The following is a 16,686-nucleotide window of genomic DNA, read 5'->3' on the forward strand; positions in this document are numbered from 1 at the left end:
CCGACGAGGTGCGCAAGCTATCCGAGCGCACTGGCCAGTCCACCACCGAAATCAGCAGCATGATCCGCGAGATGCTGGAAAGCAGCGAACTGGTCATCAACAATGTGCACGCCACGGTGGAACGCATGGAAACCGGGCTGCGCCAGGCGGGCCAGGCCCGCGATACCGTCAGCGGCATCAACGGCAATGTCAATCGCATCAAGCAATCGGTGGGAGCCATTTCGGTAGCGCTGGCCGAACAGCAGGCGGCCGGCACCATGATCGCCAGCAATGTGGAACAGGTGGCGCAGATGTCGGAAGAAACCAGCACCGCCGCCAACCAGACCGCCAGCTCGGCCGGTGCCATGGAGCAGATGGCGCACGAGCTGCAGGCAGCCATCAGCTACTTCACCCTGCCCCAGTCCGGCCAGGCCAGTCAGCAGCCACCTGGCCAGCCTGCGGGCCGGCTGGCCTTCGCCCGCCAGGGACTGCCCACGCCGGGCTAATCACCGCATAGACGGCGCTCGCTCCCGCGGCAAAACCGTACGGGCAACAAAAACGCGGCTAGCACCGTTAACGGGTGCTAGCCGCGTTGTGCTACTGCAGCCAAAGGCTATTTCTGGCTCAGCAATGCGGCCAGCTCATCCACCGCCTCGGCCCATTCCGCGTCACTGGCCAGGGCCTGACGCAGGAAATCTGCCTGGGCAACACTCCAGAATGGCGCATCGGCCAGCGCCTGTTGCGGCTCCAGCCAGTGACGTGCCAGAAACACTTTTATTGCCGTGACATCATTGTCCAGACCAAGCTGGGCAAACAGCTGCTCCAGCTGATGCTTGCCGGTATCCATCGTTATTTTTCCTCTTGCTCCTGATGCAGTACTGCAGGATGGCGCGGAACGGAACACAGTGCAATCGACAAGCGCAGTGGCTTTGCTATAGTCATCGGTCCTGTCTCCTGTCTGCCCACACCATGACCCAGCATCTCAGCCTGCCACAAGCCCGCCTGCTGCATCTGGCCGCCCAGGGACTACTGGCCCCGCCACGGCGCAAGGCCGCCCCGCTCGACGTAATGAGCGCCATTCGCCGCATGGCGCTATTGCAGATCGACACCATCAGCGTGGTGGCGCGCAGTCCCTATCTGGTGCTGTACAGCCGGCTGGGCCATTACGACCCGGCCTGGCTGGATGCTGCGCTCGCCAGTGGCCAGCTGTTCGAATACTGGGCGCACGAAGCCTGTTTCGTCCCGCGCGAAGACTACCGCCTGCTGCGCCACCGCATGCGGGATCCGGCCCAGATGGGTTGGAAATACCCGCAACGCTGGCTGGAGCAACATCAGGATGCGGTCAACACGATACTGGAACAGGTCAGACAACACGGCCCGGTGCGCTCGGCCGATTTCAAGCGCAGCGCCGGCAAGGGTGACGGCTGGTGGGACTGGAAGCCGGAAAAGCGCCATCTGGAAGTGCTGTTCACCCTGGGCCAGCTGATGGTGAAGGAGCGACGCAGCTTTCAGCGCGTTTACGATGTGGCAGAACGGGTGATGCCGGATTGGGACGACGCACGCGACCTGCCCAGCCTGGCAGAAGCGCAGCGCGACATGGTGCGCCATAGCTGCCGCGCACTGGGCGTGGTCAAGGCGGGCTGGGTGGCCGATTACTACCGGCTCAAACGGGGCAAGTACGATGCCCTGCTACACCAGCTGGCCGATGCCGGCGAGCTGATTCCGGCCCGCATCGAGGGCTGGCAGCATGATGTGTTTGTCCATCACAGCCTGCAGGCCGAATTGGCACTGGCGGCCGAAAACAAGCTCAAATCCGGCCATAGCACCGCCCTGTCGCCTTTTGATCCGCTGGTGTGGGATCGCAAGCGTGCCAGCGAGCTGTTCGGCTTTGATTACCGCATCGAATGCTATACCCCGGCGGCCAAGCGCCAGTTTGGCTATTTTGTGCTGCCGCTGCTCAGCCGTGGCCGGCTGGTGGGGCGCATGGACGCCAAGGCCCATCGCCAGCAGGGGGTATTCGAAATCAAGGCGCTGTATCTGGAAGCAGGCATCAAGCCCACTGCCCAGCTATGCCAGGATCTGGCCGCCATGTTGCGCAAACTGGCCGCCTGGCATGGCACGCCGCAGCTGGTGCTGCAGCAGGGACCGAGCGAACTGTCAGCCGTCCTGCACGCGGCTTAGTGCCGGCTGACAGATAGCTTGGCCTCTCTGAACAAGGCGGCGCAACGCTGGAGCGGGGGTTTGGTTATCGGGTCTTAACCCAGCAGTACTTCGCTATACTGGATCTGCGGCGTGATATCGGTGTAATTGGCGATATCACCCTGCAGTTGTTCCGCTATCGGCATGAAGGCCGCCAAAAATGTCTCGACCGATTCGAACTGTAGCTGGCACAGCGCAGTAAAGTTGGGCGTACTGCCGGGTTCGCTACTGCTGATGCCCTTCTCCACCCGCATGTCGAGCAAGGCCGGGGCCAGCAGCTTGCTGGCCAGCGGCATGTGCTGCTGCAGGTAGTAGTCGAAATCGAAACGGGCAGTAGCGCTATACGGATAGAGAATGCTGACGTTGATCATGACCATGTCCTTGGTGGTGAGGGCATCAGCATAATCGCATCGCAACCCGCGCTCCAGTTTCAACCAACCTGCTTGCGGTACTGGATAAAGCCCAGATTATCTGCCAGCCGGTCGTACAGCTGGCGCGCGGTGGCATTGCTTTCATGGGTGAGCCAGTACACCCGGCTGCAGCCGACATCCGCCGCATAGGCATACACCTGCTCAATCAAGGCCCGCCCGGCACCCGTGCCGCGCACCTCCGGCTGTACGAATAAATCCTGCAGATAACAGTAATTGCCCGGCGTCCAGCTGCTGCGATGCAATACGGTATGTACCAGCCCCACCGCCTGCTCGCCCTGCCAGGCCAGCCAGGCCTGCATCGGCTCGGCCGGGTCAAGAAAACGCTGCCAGGTGATGGCGGTATCCGCCTCGCTCTGACTGCTGTGGTAGAAATCCAGATAGCCCTGCCACAGTGGCAGCCAGGCGGCAAAATCAGCAGCGGCAAGCGGACGGATGTGAACAGTCTGCGACATGACAAACTCCTTGATGGACCAGCCTTCATGCTGCACGGCTTATGGCCCCATGAGCAGAGCCAATGGCCCGCGACAACATGGAACCACTTTCAGTAGTCAGGAAAACTATGCCGGCTCATCTTATCCACAGCAGTCCGATAATCTGCCGTTTATCCACAGCGTGTACCTGTTCGGCAAGTTGATGAAACAAAATGGATTTTAACTTACCCACAGACACAGCAGCCTGTCGCGCAGGCTAGGGGCTGTCATCGCGCTCAGCCGCCCGCAATCTGCCTGCTGGTCTGAATGCTGTGGATAAAGCGCAGCCATGAAAAACGGCAGCCGCAGCTGCCGTTTTGCTCAAACCTGTGGATATCAAGGCTGTGGATAAAATCAGATCTTGTCGTACAGCTTGGCTCCACCCTTCACAAACTCCACCGACTTCACTTCCATGCCCTTCTGCAATGCTGCTTCATCGCTGATGCCCTGCTTGGCAGCGAATTCGCGTACATCCTGGGTAATCTTCATCGAACAGAAATGCGGGCCGCACATGGAACAGAAGTGCGCCACTTTGGCGCTGTCCTTGGGCAGGGTTTCGTCGTGGAAGCTGCGCGCCTTGTCCGGGTCCAGGCCCAGATTGAACTGGTCTTCCCAGCGGAATTCGAAACGGGCCTTGGACAAGGCGTTGTCGCGAATCTGCGCGCCGGGGTGACCCTTGGCCAGATCAGCCGCATGTGCCGCCAGCTTGTAGGTGATGATGCCTTCCTTGACGTCATCCTTGTTGGGCAGGCCCAGGTGCTCCTTCTGGGTGACGTAGCACAGCATGGCGGTGCCGTACCAGCCGATCTGTGCCGCGCCAATGGCGGAAGTGATGTGGTCGTAGCCAGGTGCAATATCAGTGGTGAGCGGGCCCAGGGTGTAGAACGGCGCTTCATGGCACCACTCCAGTTCCTTGTCCATATTCTCCTTGATCAATTGCATCGGCACGTGGCCGGGGCCTTCGATCATCACCTGCACATCGTGTTTCCAGGCAATCTGTGTCAGCTCGCCCAGGGTTTTCAGTTCGCCCAGTTGCGCGGCGTCATTGGCATCCCACACGCTGCCCGGACGCAGGCCATCACCCAGGCTGAAGGCCACGTCGTAGGCCTTCATGATTTCGCAAATTTCTTCGAAATGCGTGTAGAGGAAGTTTTCCTGATGATGGGCCAGACACCACTTGGCCATGATGGAACCACCACGCGACACAATGCCGGTCATGCGATTGGCGGTCAGCGGCACATAACGCAGCAGCACACCAGCGTGGATGGTGAAGTAATCCACACCCTGCTCGGCCTGCTCGATCAGCGTGTCCTTGAAGATTTCCCAAGTCAGGTCTTCGGCCTTGCCATTCACCTTTTCCAGCGCCTGGTAGATGGGCACGGTGCCAATCGGAACCGGCGAGTTGCGCAGAATCCACTCGCGCGTTTCATGGATGTTCTTGCCGGTGGACAAATCCATGATGGTGTCGGCACCCCAGCGGATGCCCCAGGTCATCTTGTCCACTTCCTCGGAAATGGACGACGTTACCGCGCTATTGCCGATATTGCCGTTGATCTTCACCAGGAAGTTGCGGCCGATGATCATCGGTTCGGATTCCGGGTGGTTAATGTTGCACGGAATAATGGCGCGGCCAGCGGCTACTTCCTGACGCACGAATTCCGGGGTGATTTCCTCCGGCAGTGCCGCGCCATAGCTGTGGCCGGCATGCTGGCGCGTCATCAGTTCCAGCAGCTTGGCATTCTTGCCGCCAGCCACCTGCAGGCTCTCGATATAGGCCTTGCGGTTCAGGCTTTCGCGAATGGCGACGTATTCCATTTCCGGCGTGATGATGCCCTGGCGCGCATAGTGCATCTGGCTGACGTTCTGGCCGGGCAGCGCACGGCGTGGCTTGCGCTTCAGGTTGAAACGCAGCTCGTCCAGCTTGCTGTCGGCTTCACGGGCGCGACCGTATTCGCTGGACAGGCCAGCCAGCTGTTCGGTATCGCCGCGCTCGGCAATCCAGTCGGCACGCAAGGCGGGCAGGCCGCTCTGGATATCGATATTGGCTGCCGGATCGGAATAAATGCCACTGGTGTCGTAAACATAGATGGGCGGATTGGCCTCGCCACCAAACTGGGTGGGGGTGTCGCTCTGGCTGATTTCGCGCATCGGCACGCGGATATCCGGACGGCTGCCTTCGACGTAGATCTTGCGGGAATTGGGCAGGGGCTGGATGGCGGCGGTATCGACCACCATCTGTTCATTCAGTTTTGCAGGCGCGTTCATCGGGTTTCCTCCATGCGATGAAACGGCGCAAGGAGCGGAATTCCGGCGAACCGGGCTGCAAGGAAAGGGGGTGGGACCATGCAGATTGCGCTTCCCTACGCCGGGATTAACCGGGTCAGGTTCCAAGGGTATTTCTCACCCGTGCAATATGAATGGCCTATTCTTGTCATCCCACAGGAATATCAAGGCCATAACAGATCACACAGGACCCCTAGCGATGCTGTGAAGGTAAGGTAAATGTGGGATAATCGCAAGTTATCGTCATGACACGCTGCCCATGAAGTCAGGTTTTCCGCAATGCGGCACACCCGCTCTGGCAGCCAGCCCTTCGGAGTAAGCTGATGGATTTTGAAAATGCCCGTTTCAACATGGTCGAGCAGCAGATTCGTCCGTGGGACGTACTTGACCCGAAAATTCTGGACCTGCTGTTTCACGTGAAACGCGAAGACTTCGTCGCTGCCGACAAGCGCCAGCTGGCCTTTGTCGACACCGAACTGCCGCTGCCGCACGGTGGCAAGATGCTGCAGCCCAAGCTGGAAGCCCGTCTGGCACAGGATGTTGCGGTACAGCCGCAGGACAAGGTGCTGGAAGTCGGCACCGGTGCCGGTTACCTTACCGCCCTGCTGGCCAAGCTGGGCCGCCATGTCTATAGCGTGGAAATCAACGCCGCCACCCGCGAAACCGCTGCGGCCAACCTGAAAAAGGCCGGCATCGGCAACGTTACCCTGGTGGAAGGCAATGGTCTGGATGGCCTGAAGGAACAGGCACCGTTCGACGTGATCGTGGTCGGTGGTTCGCTGCCGGTGGTACCGGAAAGCCTGAAAGCCCAGCTGGCCGTGGGTGGCCGCATGATCGTGGTGGTCGGCGACCTGCCGGTGATGAGCTGCAAGCTGATCAAGCGTGTGGGCGAATCCGCCTTCAGCGAAACCAATCTGTTTGAAACCTGTATTTCCCGTCTGGCCAAGGCAGAAGCCATCGAGCCGGAACGCTTCGTTTTCTGATGCTGCGGGAAATCACCGCCAGCGATCTGGCGGCGTGGCTGGCCGATGCCGGCGCAGAACAGCCCGTGCTGCTGGATGTAAGGGAAGACTGGGAAGTGCAGCTAGCCCGCATTCCGGGCTCACTGCACATTCCGATGAACCTGATACCGCTGCGCATGAGCGAGCTGCCGGACGACCAGACCATCGTCACTGTCTGCCATCATGGCGTACGCAGCTATCAGGTGGGCCTGTATCTGGCCAATGCCGGTTTCGAGCAGGTGCTGAGCCTGCGTGGTGGAGTGGAAGCCTGGGCCTGTGATGTAGATCCGGCCATGGCCCATTATTGAGATCAGCAGCCCTCGCTGCCGGCAAGCCGTACCCTGACAAGGCCATTCCCTCGCGGAATGGCTTTTGTTTTGCAACTTGTCCCTGCTGCCTGCGTCCAAAAACGCAGCAAAACCAATCCGAAACGGTATCTGTCTTGAGTCTGAAACAACTGCAATATCTTGCTCCTGCCCTGGCTCCGGTCCATCCCGCCTGGGAGGATGTGCTGAAATCACCCGCCGTGTTTGCTCGTCTGGTACAGATTGATCAGCAGCTCAGCCAGCAAGCTGCCCAGGGCAAAACCCTGTTTCCGCCGCGCGCCAACATCTTTAATGCCCTGCGCACCATGGCGCCGGCCGACATCAAGGTGGTGATCCTGGGCCAGGACCCGTATCACGGTCAGGGCGAAGCCATGGGCCTGTCATTTTCCGTGCCGCCCGGCGTGCGTATCCCGCCCAGCCTGCGCAATATCTACAAGGAACTGGTGGCAGACCTGGGTGGCGGCATGCCGGCCAGCGGCGATCTGACGCACTGGGCCGAACAGGGTGTGCTGCTGCTGAACAGTGTGCTGAGCGTGGAAATGGACAAGGCCGGCAGCCATGGCAAGCTGGGCTGGCAAGCGGTGACCGACGCGCTGATCGACGCCGTCAATCAGAAAAATCCCGGCTGCGTCTTCCTGCTGTGGGGCAACTGGGCCCAGACCAAGGCCGAGCGCATCGATAGCAGCCGTCATCTGGTGCTGACCGCCGCCCATCCCTCTCCCCTGTCAGCCAGCCGCGGCTTTCACGGCTGTCGTCATTTCTCGCAGGTGAATGCCTGGCTGGCCGCCCATGGCCGCGGCACGATTCACTGGATGCCCGCCGCCAGTCAGAACAGCCTGTTCTGAGCCGCCGGCAAAGTGGGGTTGCTGCGGCAAGCTTGCTCAGCAAAACCCTGCTTTGCAGCCGCGCCGCATTGCCCTAAGCTAGCAGGGGTTATCTTCCCGCCTCTCCCGCATCGTGGATATTTTCTTCCTGTTTGTTCTGATTGTGCTGAATGGCGTGTTTGCCATGTCGGAAATCGCCATCGTGTCCTCACGCAAGATACGGCTGCAACAATGGGCTGAAGAAGGCCGTCGCGGTGCGCGTTCGGCGCTGCGGCTGGCGGAAGAACCCACCCGCTTCCTGTCCACCGTACAGATCGGCATCACCAGCATCAGCATTTTTTCCGGGGTGTATGGCGAAGCTGCGCTGTCCGATCACCTGCGCGACTGGCTGGAACTGAACCTGCCGCAACTGCATGCCTACAACAAACCGCTGTCGGTGGCGCTGATGGTGGCCGCCATCACCATGTTGTCGCTGATCTTTGGCGAGCTGGTACCCAAGCGGCTGGCCATGCTCAATCCGGAAGGCATCGCCAGTACCCTGGCACCGCCCATGTTGCTGCTGTCGCGTGCCGCCGCTCCGCTGGTGCGCCTGCTGTCACGGCTGACCGATACCCTGTTGCGGCTGATCGGCGCACGCAAGAGCAGCGAGCCATCGATTACCGAAGAAGAAATCCGCGTGCTGATGGAACAGGGGGCGGATGAAGGCGTGTTCGACCGTACCGAGCAGGAGCTGGTGGAAAACATTTTCCGGCTGGATGACCGCAAGGTGGCGGCGGTGATGACGCCGCGCAAGGACATCGTTTCCATTGATATCGAAGACCAGCAGCACGATAACCGCCAGCTGCTGATCGCACACGGCTACAGCCGTTTTCCGGTATGCAAGGGCGGCATGGAGCATGTGCTGGGCATTCTGGACACCAAACGCATGCTGGACCGGGTGCTGGCTGGCCAGAGCGTGGATTTCATCGCTGACCTGGAGATCCCGCTCTACATCCCGGCCACGGTGAGCCTGATGCAGCTGATGGAGCAATTCAAGCTGGCGCGTACGCATCTGGCACTGGTGGTGGACGAATACGGCGAGCTGGAAGGCCTGGTGACCATGAATGACGTGCTGGAAACCGTGGTGGGCGATCTGCCATCCATTCATGCCATCGGTGAAGACGACGACATCGTGCAGCGCGAGGATGGCAGCTATCTGCTGGATGGCATGGTGACGCTGGATGCCTTCCGCCAGTATTTCGATATCGATGAGCCGCTGCCGGGTGAAGACACCGGCAATATCCACACCCTGGGCGGCGTGATGATGTATCAGCTGGGCCGGGTACCGGCGGTAACCGACCGCTTCGACTGGCAGGGCTTCAGCTTCGAAGTGGTGGACATGGACAAGACCCGGGTGGACAAGATCATGCTGTGCCGGCTGCCCTCCAGCCGGCTCGAGCATAACGACAACTAAGACCCGCTAACCAAACCCCCGCTCCTGCCTTGCGCCTCCTTGCCCTACTCTTTGTACTGTCTGCGGCGGCCCGCCTTGCCCCAGGCAGGCTACGCTATGTTGTCAGCCCCCCAGGCTCAGCCATCCAGCGCCTGCTGCTGGCGCTGGCGATAGCGCTCGGTCCAGACAAACAGCAGCGGATTAAGCAGGATGGACAGAATGGCACCGGCCAGAATCAGCGAATGGCTGTGCTCGCTCATCAAACCCAAGGCAATGCCCAAGCCGGCCAGAATGAAGGAAAATTCGCCGATCTGCGCCAGACTGGCGGCAATGGTCAGCGCAGTGGCCGGGCTGCGGCCAAACAGGCGCACAATGCCATAAGCCCCCAGCGACTTGCCCACCACGATGATCAGCAGCGTGCCCAGCACTTCCCAGAAGTTGTGCAACAGCACGCTTGGATTGAGCAACATGCCGACCGACACGAAAAACAGTACGGAAAAGGCATCGCGCAGCGGCAGCGATTCTTCTGCCGCACGGTGGCTGAGCGGTGACTCGGCCAGCACCATGCCGGCAAAGAAAGCCCCCAACGCAAACGACACGTCAAACAGCAAGGACGCGCCGTAAGCCACGCCCAGCGCCGTGGACAGCACTGCCAGCCGGAACAGCTCGCGGCTGCCGGTATACACGATGCGCTCCAGCATCCACGGAATGAAACGGCGGCCAAACACCAGCATCAGCGCCACAAAAGCCGCCACCTTGCCCAGCGTCAGCACGATGGTCCACAGTACCGCGCTACCGCTGATGGCGGTGGCCGCACCCTTGCCGCCCAACACCCCGGCAAAGATCGGCAGCAATACCAGCGTCAGCACCATCACCAGGTCTTCCACCACCAGCCAGCCGATGGCGATCTTGCCGTCATCCGTCTGTTCCAGATTCTTTTCCTGCAAGGCCTTGAGCAAGACCACGGTACTGGCGGTGGACAAGGCCAGGCCGAATACCACGCCCTCGCCCAGCGGCCAGCCCAACAGCTGCGACATGCCCAGCCCCAGCACGGTGGCCAGCAGGATCTGGCCGATGGCTCCCGGCAAGGCAATGGCCTTGACCGACAGCAGATCGCGCACCGAAAAATGCAGGCCGACGCCGAACATCAGCAGGATGACGCCCATCTCGGCCAGTTGCGGTGCAATCTGGCCGTCCGCAGTAAAGCCGGGGGTGAAGGGGCCGGCCACGATGCCGGCACACAGATAGCCGATCAACGGCGGCAGGCGCAGGCGGAAAGCCAGCGTTCCCAGCATGAAAGCAAACACCAGACTGCCGACAATGGTGGCAATCAGGGGCGAATGATGAAGCATGGCGCAGCCCTCCGGCAAAGTCTTGATGCAATGACTGATAGCAAAAAAGTCGTGGTAGTTCCGCTTAATATTGAATTTTGTATTAAAAAACACAAATAATTAATAATGCATAAAAATTCACAGCCTCCGGCCAGCAGGCAACTACAAATTACGACATGAATTCATCAGCTTGAGCGCACCGCTATGCCAGCCGGTCCATCCGGCGTGGCTGGGTGGAAAAAAATATGTGCGTCGGTATGGCAAGTGTCCATCGCGGGGGGAATGGCGGGTGCAGGCTGCGGGAATGGATGACGGTAGAGACTGGTCATGGCCGGCGGTGCCCGGGCGTAAACAAGGCCTGCCGAATGCACATTGATGCCAGGCAAACTCCGCTTGCCCAGTTATTTTCGCTTGTTTTGGCCTTGTCTCACCCTGGCGCGCGCACCTGCAAACAAGCGCCATGCGGTTTGCAGGAAGGCAGCCTCGGCGTATTCTCTGCCGACAACGACAGCTGGCCGCGGAAAATGGTTTCCATGCAGCCGGAATCAAGTCTCATCACCCTGCCCCTGGAGTCGCCATGGCCCGTATTCTTCCCCTGTTGCCCATCCTGCTGCTCGCTCAGCCTTGCCTGGCCGAGGAAGCGGTACGCAGCATGACGCTCAGCCTGGCCGGCAATGTCTACCAGACCAGTGCCGGCAGCGGCTCCCGCCTGCAGCCGAATATCGATCTGCGCCACGATACGCCCTATGGCAGCCTGTTTGTGCAGGAAGGCGAAGCCGGTGTCGGCCTGCCCGCTCCTGGCGGCTGGGTATCACTGGCAGCGGCCAATGAAAGCCAGTGGGAGCTGGGGGCCAACTCCAGCCACTGGATGGGGGTGGCGCGCTACGGGCTGGATCTGCCGCAGGATGGGTCGATCTCCATCGGCTATGCCGACCGGCTGGGTCATGCCAGCCCGGGCAGCTTGTTATTGCTCAATCTGGACATCACCCTGGGTAACTGGCAGAACCAGCGCATCAGCCTGCTGGGCTGGGGCAGCCTGGCCGATACCCAACGCGCCAGCAGCCTGGGGCATCAGGCCGATGGCAATGGCCGCCACCTGGAGCAAAGCAATCTATTGCTGATGCTGAACCATCCCCTCAACCCGCGCTGGTCGCTGGATGTCGGCGCCGGTTCGCGCTGGATGGCCGATCAGCAAGCGCAGCACACCGCCGGCTGGCAGGCGGTATTCAGTCTCAATGCCAAGCTGTACTGAACGGGGCTGAGCCAGTTCGTGGCGGCTACAAACGGCGGCCACACACCGTGGTACGGCGCGAACCACTCCAGCGCCGTTCGCTGTCCGGATAACTGCCCAGCTCGGCAAAACCCGCCTTGCGCATCATCCCGGCCGAGCCGGCATTTTCCTGATGGCGGTCGGCACACAGCCAGCCACAACCCTGTTCAGCCAAGACGGCACATACCGCCAGCAATAGCCGGCTGCCCAGGCCCTGCCCGGCACAGTCGCGGCTGATCACCGCCTCGATCAGAAAAGCCGCCTGCGCTGGCGCGATATCGGCCGGACGGTACTGCGGATAAGGGTCGTCACAGGCAAACAGCATGACGCCGATCACCCTGCCTTGCTGCTCTGCCAGCAAGCCCTGCACCTGGCCCGCCGCCAATTGCTGCAGCGTCGCCGCCACGCCATCAGCCGGCAAATAATTCCAGTCATTCGGCCCGTCGTTCAGTATCAGTTGCTGGAGCGCGGCCACATCCGTGCCAAGCGCGGGGCGTATCTGCATGGCAGTCCCTGTCATTCGCGATTGAAAAACCGACCTGGCCAGAAGCGGCCCGTAAACCACCCGCCACGCTGCGCCAGCCATCCCGACCAGCCGGTATGGCAAAAAAGCGCCAGCAGCGCGTCACAGCGCCTCTACGCCGCAGCAAGTGGCCAGATCATGCTCTTCAGCACTGGTGGTAGGCGCGATACCAGTCGACAAAGGCCTGCATGCCGGTCTGGAGCGGTGTGTCCGGGGAAAAACCCACGGCAGCGCGCAGCCGGCTGGTATCGGCATAGGTCACCGGCACATCGCCATCCTGCATCGGGTAGTACTCCTTAACCGCTGCCCGGCCGCAGGCGGCTTCGATGCTGCCGATGAAATCCAGCAAGGCTACCGGATGGTGATTGCCGATATTGAACAGCGCATACGGCGGCTGGCCCTTGCCTGCCACTGGCACATGCTGCATCACCCGCACCACGCCTTCGACAATATCGTCGATGTAAGTGAAATCGCGATGCATCTGGCCGTGGTTGAACACCTTGATCGGCCGGCCTTGCAGGATGGCCTCGGTAAACAGCCATGGCGCCATGTCCGGTCGCCCCCACGGGCCATACACGGTGAAAAAGCGCAGGCCGGTACAAGGCAGCTCATACAGGTGGGCATAGCTGTGCGCCATCACCTCGTTGGCCTTCTTGGTGGCGGCATAAAAGCTCACCGGTGCATCCACCCGGTCGTCCTCGGCAAACGGCACCTTGGCATTCTGGCCGTACACGCTGCTGGAGCTGGCATACACCAGGTGCTTGACCGCGTGACGACGGCAGGCTTCCAGCACATTGGTCATGCCCACGAGATTGCTCTGGGCGTAGACATGCGGATTGTCGATGGAATAGCGCACGCCGGCCTGTGCTGCCAGATGAATCACGTAATCGAAGCTTTCCGCCCCACACAGCGCGTTCAGCGCCGTCCAGTCAGCCAGGTCCAGTGGCACGAAGCGAAAGCCGTCACGGCCCTCCAGCGTGGCAAGGCGGGCCTGTTTCAGGCTCACCGGGTAGTAATCATTCAGATTATCCACCCCCACCACCTCGATTCCCGTCTGTTGCAACAGGCGTTCGGCCACGGCCCGGCCAATGAAACCGGCCACGCCGGTGAGCAAAATCTTCATTTCCTGTTTCCCAAACGATGTAGCTCATTGAGCTTGGCGTATTTGATATAGCTGTTGAAGCAACCAATGCTGATGTGGACAAGACCGGGCAAACCATCCTGAAAACCACGGCGTACCAGGTAAAACTTGGCAAAGCGCAGCAGCGGGCTGAACACCAGCTTGGCCCATCCCGCCTTTTTCCCGCGTTTATACAGTAATTCCGCCTGCAGGCTGGTGTAGCGGTTCTGCTTGGCCAGATACAGCGCGATGTCTTCACCCGACTCGTGCATCAGGTCGCCGGACAGTTTTTCCACCGGGCAATCCGTCTGCACCGTCTCGTGTACCAGGTCGTCCGACCAGCGAGCACGGCGCCGATCAAACAAGCGCAAGCTCCAGTCCGGATAGCCTTCGCCATGCTTGAGAAAACGACCCATGAAACGGTTGCTGCGGGCAAAGCGGTAGGCAGCTGCCTGTGGATTGTTCAGTATCTCTTTGATTTGCAATACCAATTCTGGCGATGGCCATTCGTCTGCATCCAGACACAATACCCAGTCATGACTGGCAGCAGCGACTGCAAATTGCTTCTGCGGACCGAATCCCAGCCAGTCCTGGTGGATAACTTTTGCCTTATAGGCAGAAGCTATCGCCACGGTTTCATCCGTACTTCCCGAATCCACCACCACGATTTCATCAGCCCACTGCACGCTGGCCAGTGTTTTTTCCAGCTGGACAGCGGCGTTTTTGGTGATGAGCACAACGCTGAGCGGTTCTCGCATCTTTTCTTGTTATTCCCATATGTATATGGAAGAAACTAGTAGAAGAGGCCCACTTGCTGTGGATAAGTCCTTATTTACCAGTTTATTCAATGATTTATTACAGATTGAAAGTTGTTGGTCAGCGCATGACTGAAGACATGATCCTTTGTGGATAACTTTGGCAGTGTGCTGCAGACCGGGTTTATCCACATGCTGTCAGAGACTTGACCAAGCCGGTCTGTGCATACGCATTTTTGTCGTGTCCTGATTAGTTATCTTAAGCCCAATTTTATTATGAAGAGACTAATGAGAGCAGCGCTTTTCTGTTGATAACCCTGAAAAACCGTTATCTGTTCAGTAGCTTGCCCTGTTGATGGCACTGGGATTAATCGGGTGGCGGGAGGGCTGGCAGATTGTGGATAAATATGAGCGAAATTATTCACAGCGGCTTATCCACAAATGCTGCCTGTGGATTTTACGTGGTTAACCACAGCGACGCTCGGTTACAATGCGCGCCATGATGAACGTACTGATCGTGCGTACCTCGTCGATGGGCGACCTTATCCACACCTGGCCTGCCATTACCGAGCTGAAAACGCACTACCCCAACCTTCGTATCAGCTGGCTGGCCGAGGAAAACTTCGCTGACATCGCCCGTTTGCACCCGGCGGTGGATGAAGTCATTACCCTGGCCTGGCGGCGCTGGCGCAAAAACCTGCTGTCCGCAGCCACCTGGGCAGAAATCAAGGCCATGCGCGGCAAGCTGCGTGCCACCCGCTGGGAGCTGGTGGTGGATTGCCAGGGGCTGTTGAAAAGTGCGCTGCCGGCCAAGCTCAGCGCTGCCCCGCTGACCGGTTACGACCGCCAGAGCATTCGCGAACCGCTGGCCTGCCTGCTGTATGACAAAACCCACCGGGTGGATTGGTCCTTGTCTGCGGTCGAGCGCTGTCGCTTGCTGCTGTCCAAGGTATTTGGCTACCAGTCGCAAGGCACTCCGCAATTTGGCGTACCAGCGGCGCTGCGGCCGCAGTGGCTGCCGGCAGGGGAATACGCCGTATTGCTGCATGCCACCAGCCGTGCATCCAAGGAATGGCCGGAACAGCACTGGATTGCGCTTGGTGAAAAACTTGCTGCAGAGCATGGCCTGCAATTGATCATTCCCTGGGGCAATGCTGCCGAACAGCAAAGGGCTGAGCGGCTGGCCGCCGCCATGCCGCAGGCCGTGGTGGCACCACGCATGAACCTGATCGAAGCCTGTGGCTTGCTCGGCCATGCCCGTGCGGTGATCGGGGTGGATACCGGCCTGTCGCATCTGGCTAATGCCTTGAATGTGCCGCTGGTAGCCATTTATACCGATACCGACCCCAGCAAGACCGGCGTGGTGGAAACCCCCTGGGCCACCAATCTGGGCGGCATCGGCCAATGCCCGGCGGTGGATGAGGTGATGCAGGCCCTGCTGGCGCGCAAGGACATGGCATGAACTGGCGGCGCGGGCTGTACTCGCTGTTATGGTGGGCGGCCACGCCGCTGATCCGTCGCTATCTGAAAAAACGGGCGCGCAAGGCGCCTGCCTATTTGCAGCACTGGGACGAACGTTTCGGTGCAGCCCGCACGCCACAGGCCACCGGCGCCATCTGGATTCATGCGGTTTCTGTTGGTGAAACCCGCGCCGCCCTGCCACTGATCCAGGCGCTGCGCCAGCAATGGCCGGATGCACCGCTGCTGCTGACGCAGATGACGCCCACCGGCCGCGACACCGCGCGCCAGCTTTATCCGGATGCCGAAGTACGCTATCTGCCCTACGACTATCCCGCTGCGGTGCGTGATTTTCTGGCCTGCTGGCAGCCGCGCTTTGGCGTGCTGATGGAAACCGAAATCTGGCCCAATCTGCTGCATGCCGCCCAGCAGCAAGGGGTGCCGCTGTTTCTGGCCAATGCCCGGCTGTCGGAAAAATCATTGCGCGGCTATCGCCGCATTCAGGGCCTGATTGCGCCAGCCCTGCGCAGTTTGACTGCTGTTGCCGCGCAAAGCCCGCAAGATGCTGAACGTTTGCAACAGTTGGGTGCAATTGAGCCGCAAGTCTGTGGCAATACCAAATACGATTTCACCCCGCCCACCGCCATGCAGACGCTGGCGCTGGCTTTCCGCCAGCGCATCGGCCAGCGCCCGGTCTTCATCTGCGCCAGTACCCGTGACGGTGAAGAAGCACTGATCTTGCAAGCCTGGCAGCAGGCAAATGTCGGCCATACCCTGCTGGTACTGGTGCCGCGCCACCCCGAGCGCTTCGACGCGGTGGCGACACTGGCGCAAGACATGGGTTTGGCCGTGCAGCGGCGCAGCGACAACGCTGCCCTTGCTGCCGACACCAGCCTGTGGCTGGGCGACAGCATGGGCGAGCTGTTTGCCTATTACGGCTGTGCCGATGTGGCATTTGTCGGCGGCAGCCTGCTGCCGCTGGGTGGCCAGAACCTGATCGAGCCAGCCAGCCTGGGCTTGCCGGTACTGTTTGGCCCATCCATGTTCAATTTTGCCCAGGCCAGTGAATTGGCGTTGCAGGCAGGTGCCGCCCTGCAGGTGGCTGATGCCGACCAGCTGCTGATCCAGGCGCTCAGCCTGTTGCAGGATGCTGCGCGCCGCCAGCAGATGAGCAAGGCGGCGCAGGCCTTTACCGCCGCCCACCGTGGCGCCAGCCAGCGTATTGTTGCCCTGCTGCAAGCCCGTCTTCCACAGTGATATGCCATAGGCGGTAAGCTGGCCGCT

17 protein-coding genes and 1 riboswitch are annotated in these 16,686 nt (G+C 60.3%); of the genes, 9 read left to right on the forward strand and 8 right to left on the reverse strand.

From position 1 onward, the window contains the following. Window positions 1-485 (forward strand): methyl-accepting chemotaxis protein (locus EAY64_RS15655; RefSeq protein ID WP_233566499.1); only part of this gene is annotated, 485 nt, incomplete at its 5' end. 107 nt (window positions 486-592) lie between these two features. Here the strand turns inward: EAY64_RS15655 and EAY64_RS15660 are convergent. Next, window positions 593-826, reverse strand: a complete 234-nt coding sequence (locus tag EAY64_RS15660) for a DUF2789 family protein (protein ID WP_103525675.1) — start codon at window positions 824-826, stop codon at window positions 593-595. Window positions 827-948: 122 nt separating this feature from the next. On the opposite strand from EAY64_RS15660, the gene EAY64_RS15665 reads away from it, so the two are divergent. Then, complete coding sequence (locus tag EAY64_RS15665; protein WP_103525676.1) at window positions 949-2,160, forward strand: winged helix-turn-helix domain-containing protein; 1,212 nt, start codon at window positions 949-951, stop codon at window positions 2,158-2,160. 74 nt (window positions 2,161-2,234) lie between these two features. Here EAY64_RS15665 and EAY64_RS15670 read toward each other — a convergent pair whose 3' ends face one another. The 3 genes from EAY64_RS15670 to thiC form a co-directional block, all read right to left on the reverse strand. Then, window positions 2,235-2,549 (reverse strand): EthD family reductase, encoded by a 315-nt coding sequence (locus EAY64_RS15670; RefSeq protein ID WP_103525734.1) that lies wholly within the window; start codon window positions 2,547-2,549, stop codon window positions 2,235-2,237. A gap of 59 nt (window positions 2,550-2,608) precedes the next feature. After that, window positions 2,609-3,061: a GNAT family N-acetyltransferase gene (locus EAY64_RS15675; RefSeq protein ID WP_103525677.1), complete on the reverse strand. Its 453-nt coding sequence runs from the start codon at window positions 3,059-3,061 to the stop codon at window positions 2,609-2,611. Between the two features lie 372 nt (window positions 3,062-3,433). Further along, the gene (gene thiC, locus EAY64_RS15680) at window positions 3,434-5,344 is read right to left on the reverse strand and encodes a phosphomethylpyrimidine synthase ThiC (protein ID WP_103525678.1); all 1,911 of its coding nucleotides are present in this window, start codon (window positions 5,342-5,344) and stop codon (window positions 3,434-3,436) included. A gap of 75 nt (window positions 5,345-5,419) precedes the next feature. Further along, window positions 5,420-5,567: riboswitch (TPP riboswitch) on the reverse strand. 118 nt (window positions 5,568-5,685) lie between these two features. Here thiC and EAY64_RS15685 point away from each other — a divergent pair. The 4 genes from EAY64_RS15685 to EAY64_RS15700 all read left to right on the forward strand — a co-directional run bounded on the left by EAY64_RS15685 (window position 5,686) and on the right by EAY64_RS15700 (window position 8,966). Then, complete coding sequence (locus EAY64_RS15685) at window positions 5,686-6,345, forward strand: protein-L-isoaspartate O-methyltransferase family protein (protein WP_103525679.1); 660 nt, start codon at window positions 5,686-5,688, stop codon at window positions 6,343-6,345. Continuing rightward, window positions 6,345-6,671, forward strand: coding sequence for a rhodanese-like domain-containing protein (locus EAY64_RS15690; protein ID WP_103525680.1), 327 nt, complete (start codon window positions 6,345-6,347; stop codon window positions 6,669-6,671). The genes EAY64_RS15685 and EAY64_RS15690 overlap by 1 nt, the downstream gene beginning before the upstream one ends. A 140-nt stretch (window positions 6,672-6,811) precedes the next feature. Then, on the forward strand, window positions 6,812-7,534 hold the full coding sequence (gene ung / locus EAY64_RS15695; protein WP_103525735.1) for a uracil-DNA glycosylase: 723 nt from the start codon (window positions 6,812-6,814) through the stop codon (window positions 7,532-7,534). Between the two features lie 112 nt (window positions 7,535-7,646). After that, complete coding sequence (locus EAY64_RS15700) at window positions 7,647-8,966, forward strand: hemolysin family protein (protein WP_103525681.1); 1,320 nt, start codon at window positions 7,647-7,649, stop codon at window positions 8,964-8,966. Between the two features lie 116 nt (window positions 8,967-9,082). Here the strand turns inward: EAY64_RS15700 and EAY64_RS15705 are convergent, their stop codons facing one another. Next, window positions 9,083-10,297 carry a cation:proton antiporter domain-containing protein gene (locus EAY64_RS15705; RefSeq protein WP_103525682.1) on the reverse strand — a complete coding sequence of 405 codons (1,215 nt, stop codon included), beginning with the start codon at window positions 10,295-10,297 and terminating at the stop codon, window positions 9,083-9,085. A gap of 556 nt (window positions 10,298-10,853) precedes the next feature. Between EAY64_RS15705 and EAY64_RS15710 the strand changes: the two genes are divergently transcribed. Beyond that, window positions 10,854-11,528: a hypothetical protein gene (locus EAY64_RS15710; RefSeq protein WP_103525683.1), complete on the forward strand. Its 675-nt coding sequence runs from the start codon at window positions 10,854-10,856 to the stop codon at window positions 11,526-11,528. A gap of 25 nt (window positions 11,529-11,553) precedes the next feature. On the opposite strand, the gene EAY64_RS15715 is transcribed toward EAY64_RS15710, so the two are convergent. The 3 genes from EAY64_RS15715 to EAY64_RS15725 form a co-directional block, all read right to left on the reverse strand. Continuing rightward, window positions 11,554-12,051: a GNAT family N-acetyltransferase gene (locus tag EAY64_RS15715; protein WP_226034302.1), complete on the reverse strand. Its 498-nt coding sequence runs from the start codon at window positions 12,049-12,051 to the stop codon at window positions 11,554-11,556. Window positions 12,052-12,214: 163 nt separating this feature from the next. Continuing rightward, a complete protein-coding gene (locus tag EAY64_RS15720) occupies window positions 12,215-13,192 on the reverse strand; it encodes an NAD-dependent epimerase (protein WP_103525685.1) in 978 nt (325 codons plus the stop codon). Beyond that, a complete protein-coding gene (locus tag EAY64_RS15725; protein ID WP_103525686.1) occupies window positions 13,189-13,947 on the reverse strand; it encodes a glycosyltransferase family 2 protein in 759 nt (252 codons plus the stop codon). Before EAY64_RS15725 ends, EAY64_RS15720 begins: the two co-directional genes overlap by 4 nt. Before the next feature lie 496 nt (window positions 13,948-14,443). On the opposite strand from EAY64_RS15725, the gene waaC reads away from it, so the two are divergent. Beyond that, complete coding sequence (gene waaC / locus EAY64_RS15730) at window positions 14,444-15,406, forward strand: lipopolysaccharide heptosyltransferase I (protein ID WP_103525736.1); 963 nt, start codon at window positions 14,444-14,446, stop codon at window positions 15,404-15,406. Then, entirely contained in the window at window positions 15,403-16,659 is a 1,257-nt protein-coding gene (gene waaA / locus EAY64_RS15735) for a lipid IV(A) 3-deoxy-D-manno-octulosonic acid transferase (protein ID WP_103525687.1), read from the forward strand. Before waaC ends, waaA begins: the two co-directional genes overlap by 4 nt. Window positions 16,660-16,686 lie beyond the last annotated feature (27 nt).

Source organism: Aquitalea palustris (genome assembly GCF_003693445.1).
Classification (GTDB): Bacteria; Pseudomonadota; Gammaproteobacteria; order Burkholderiales; family Chromobacteriaceae; genus Aquitalea; species Aquitalea palustris.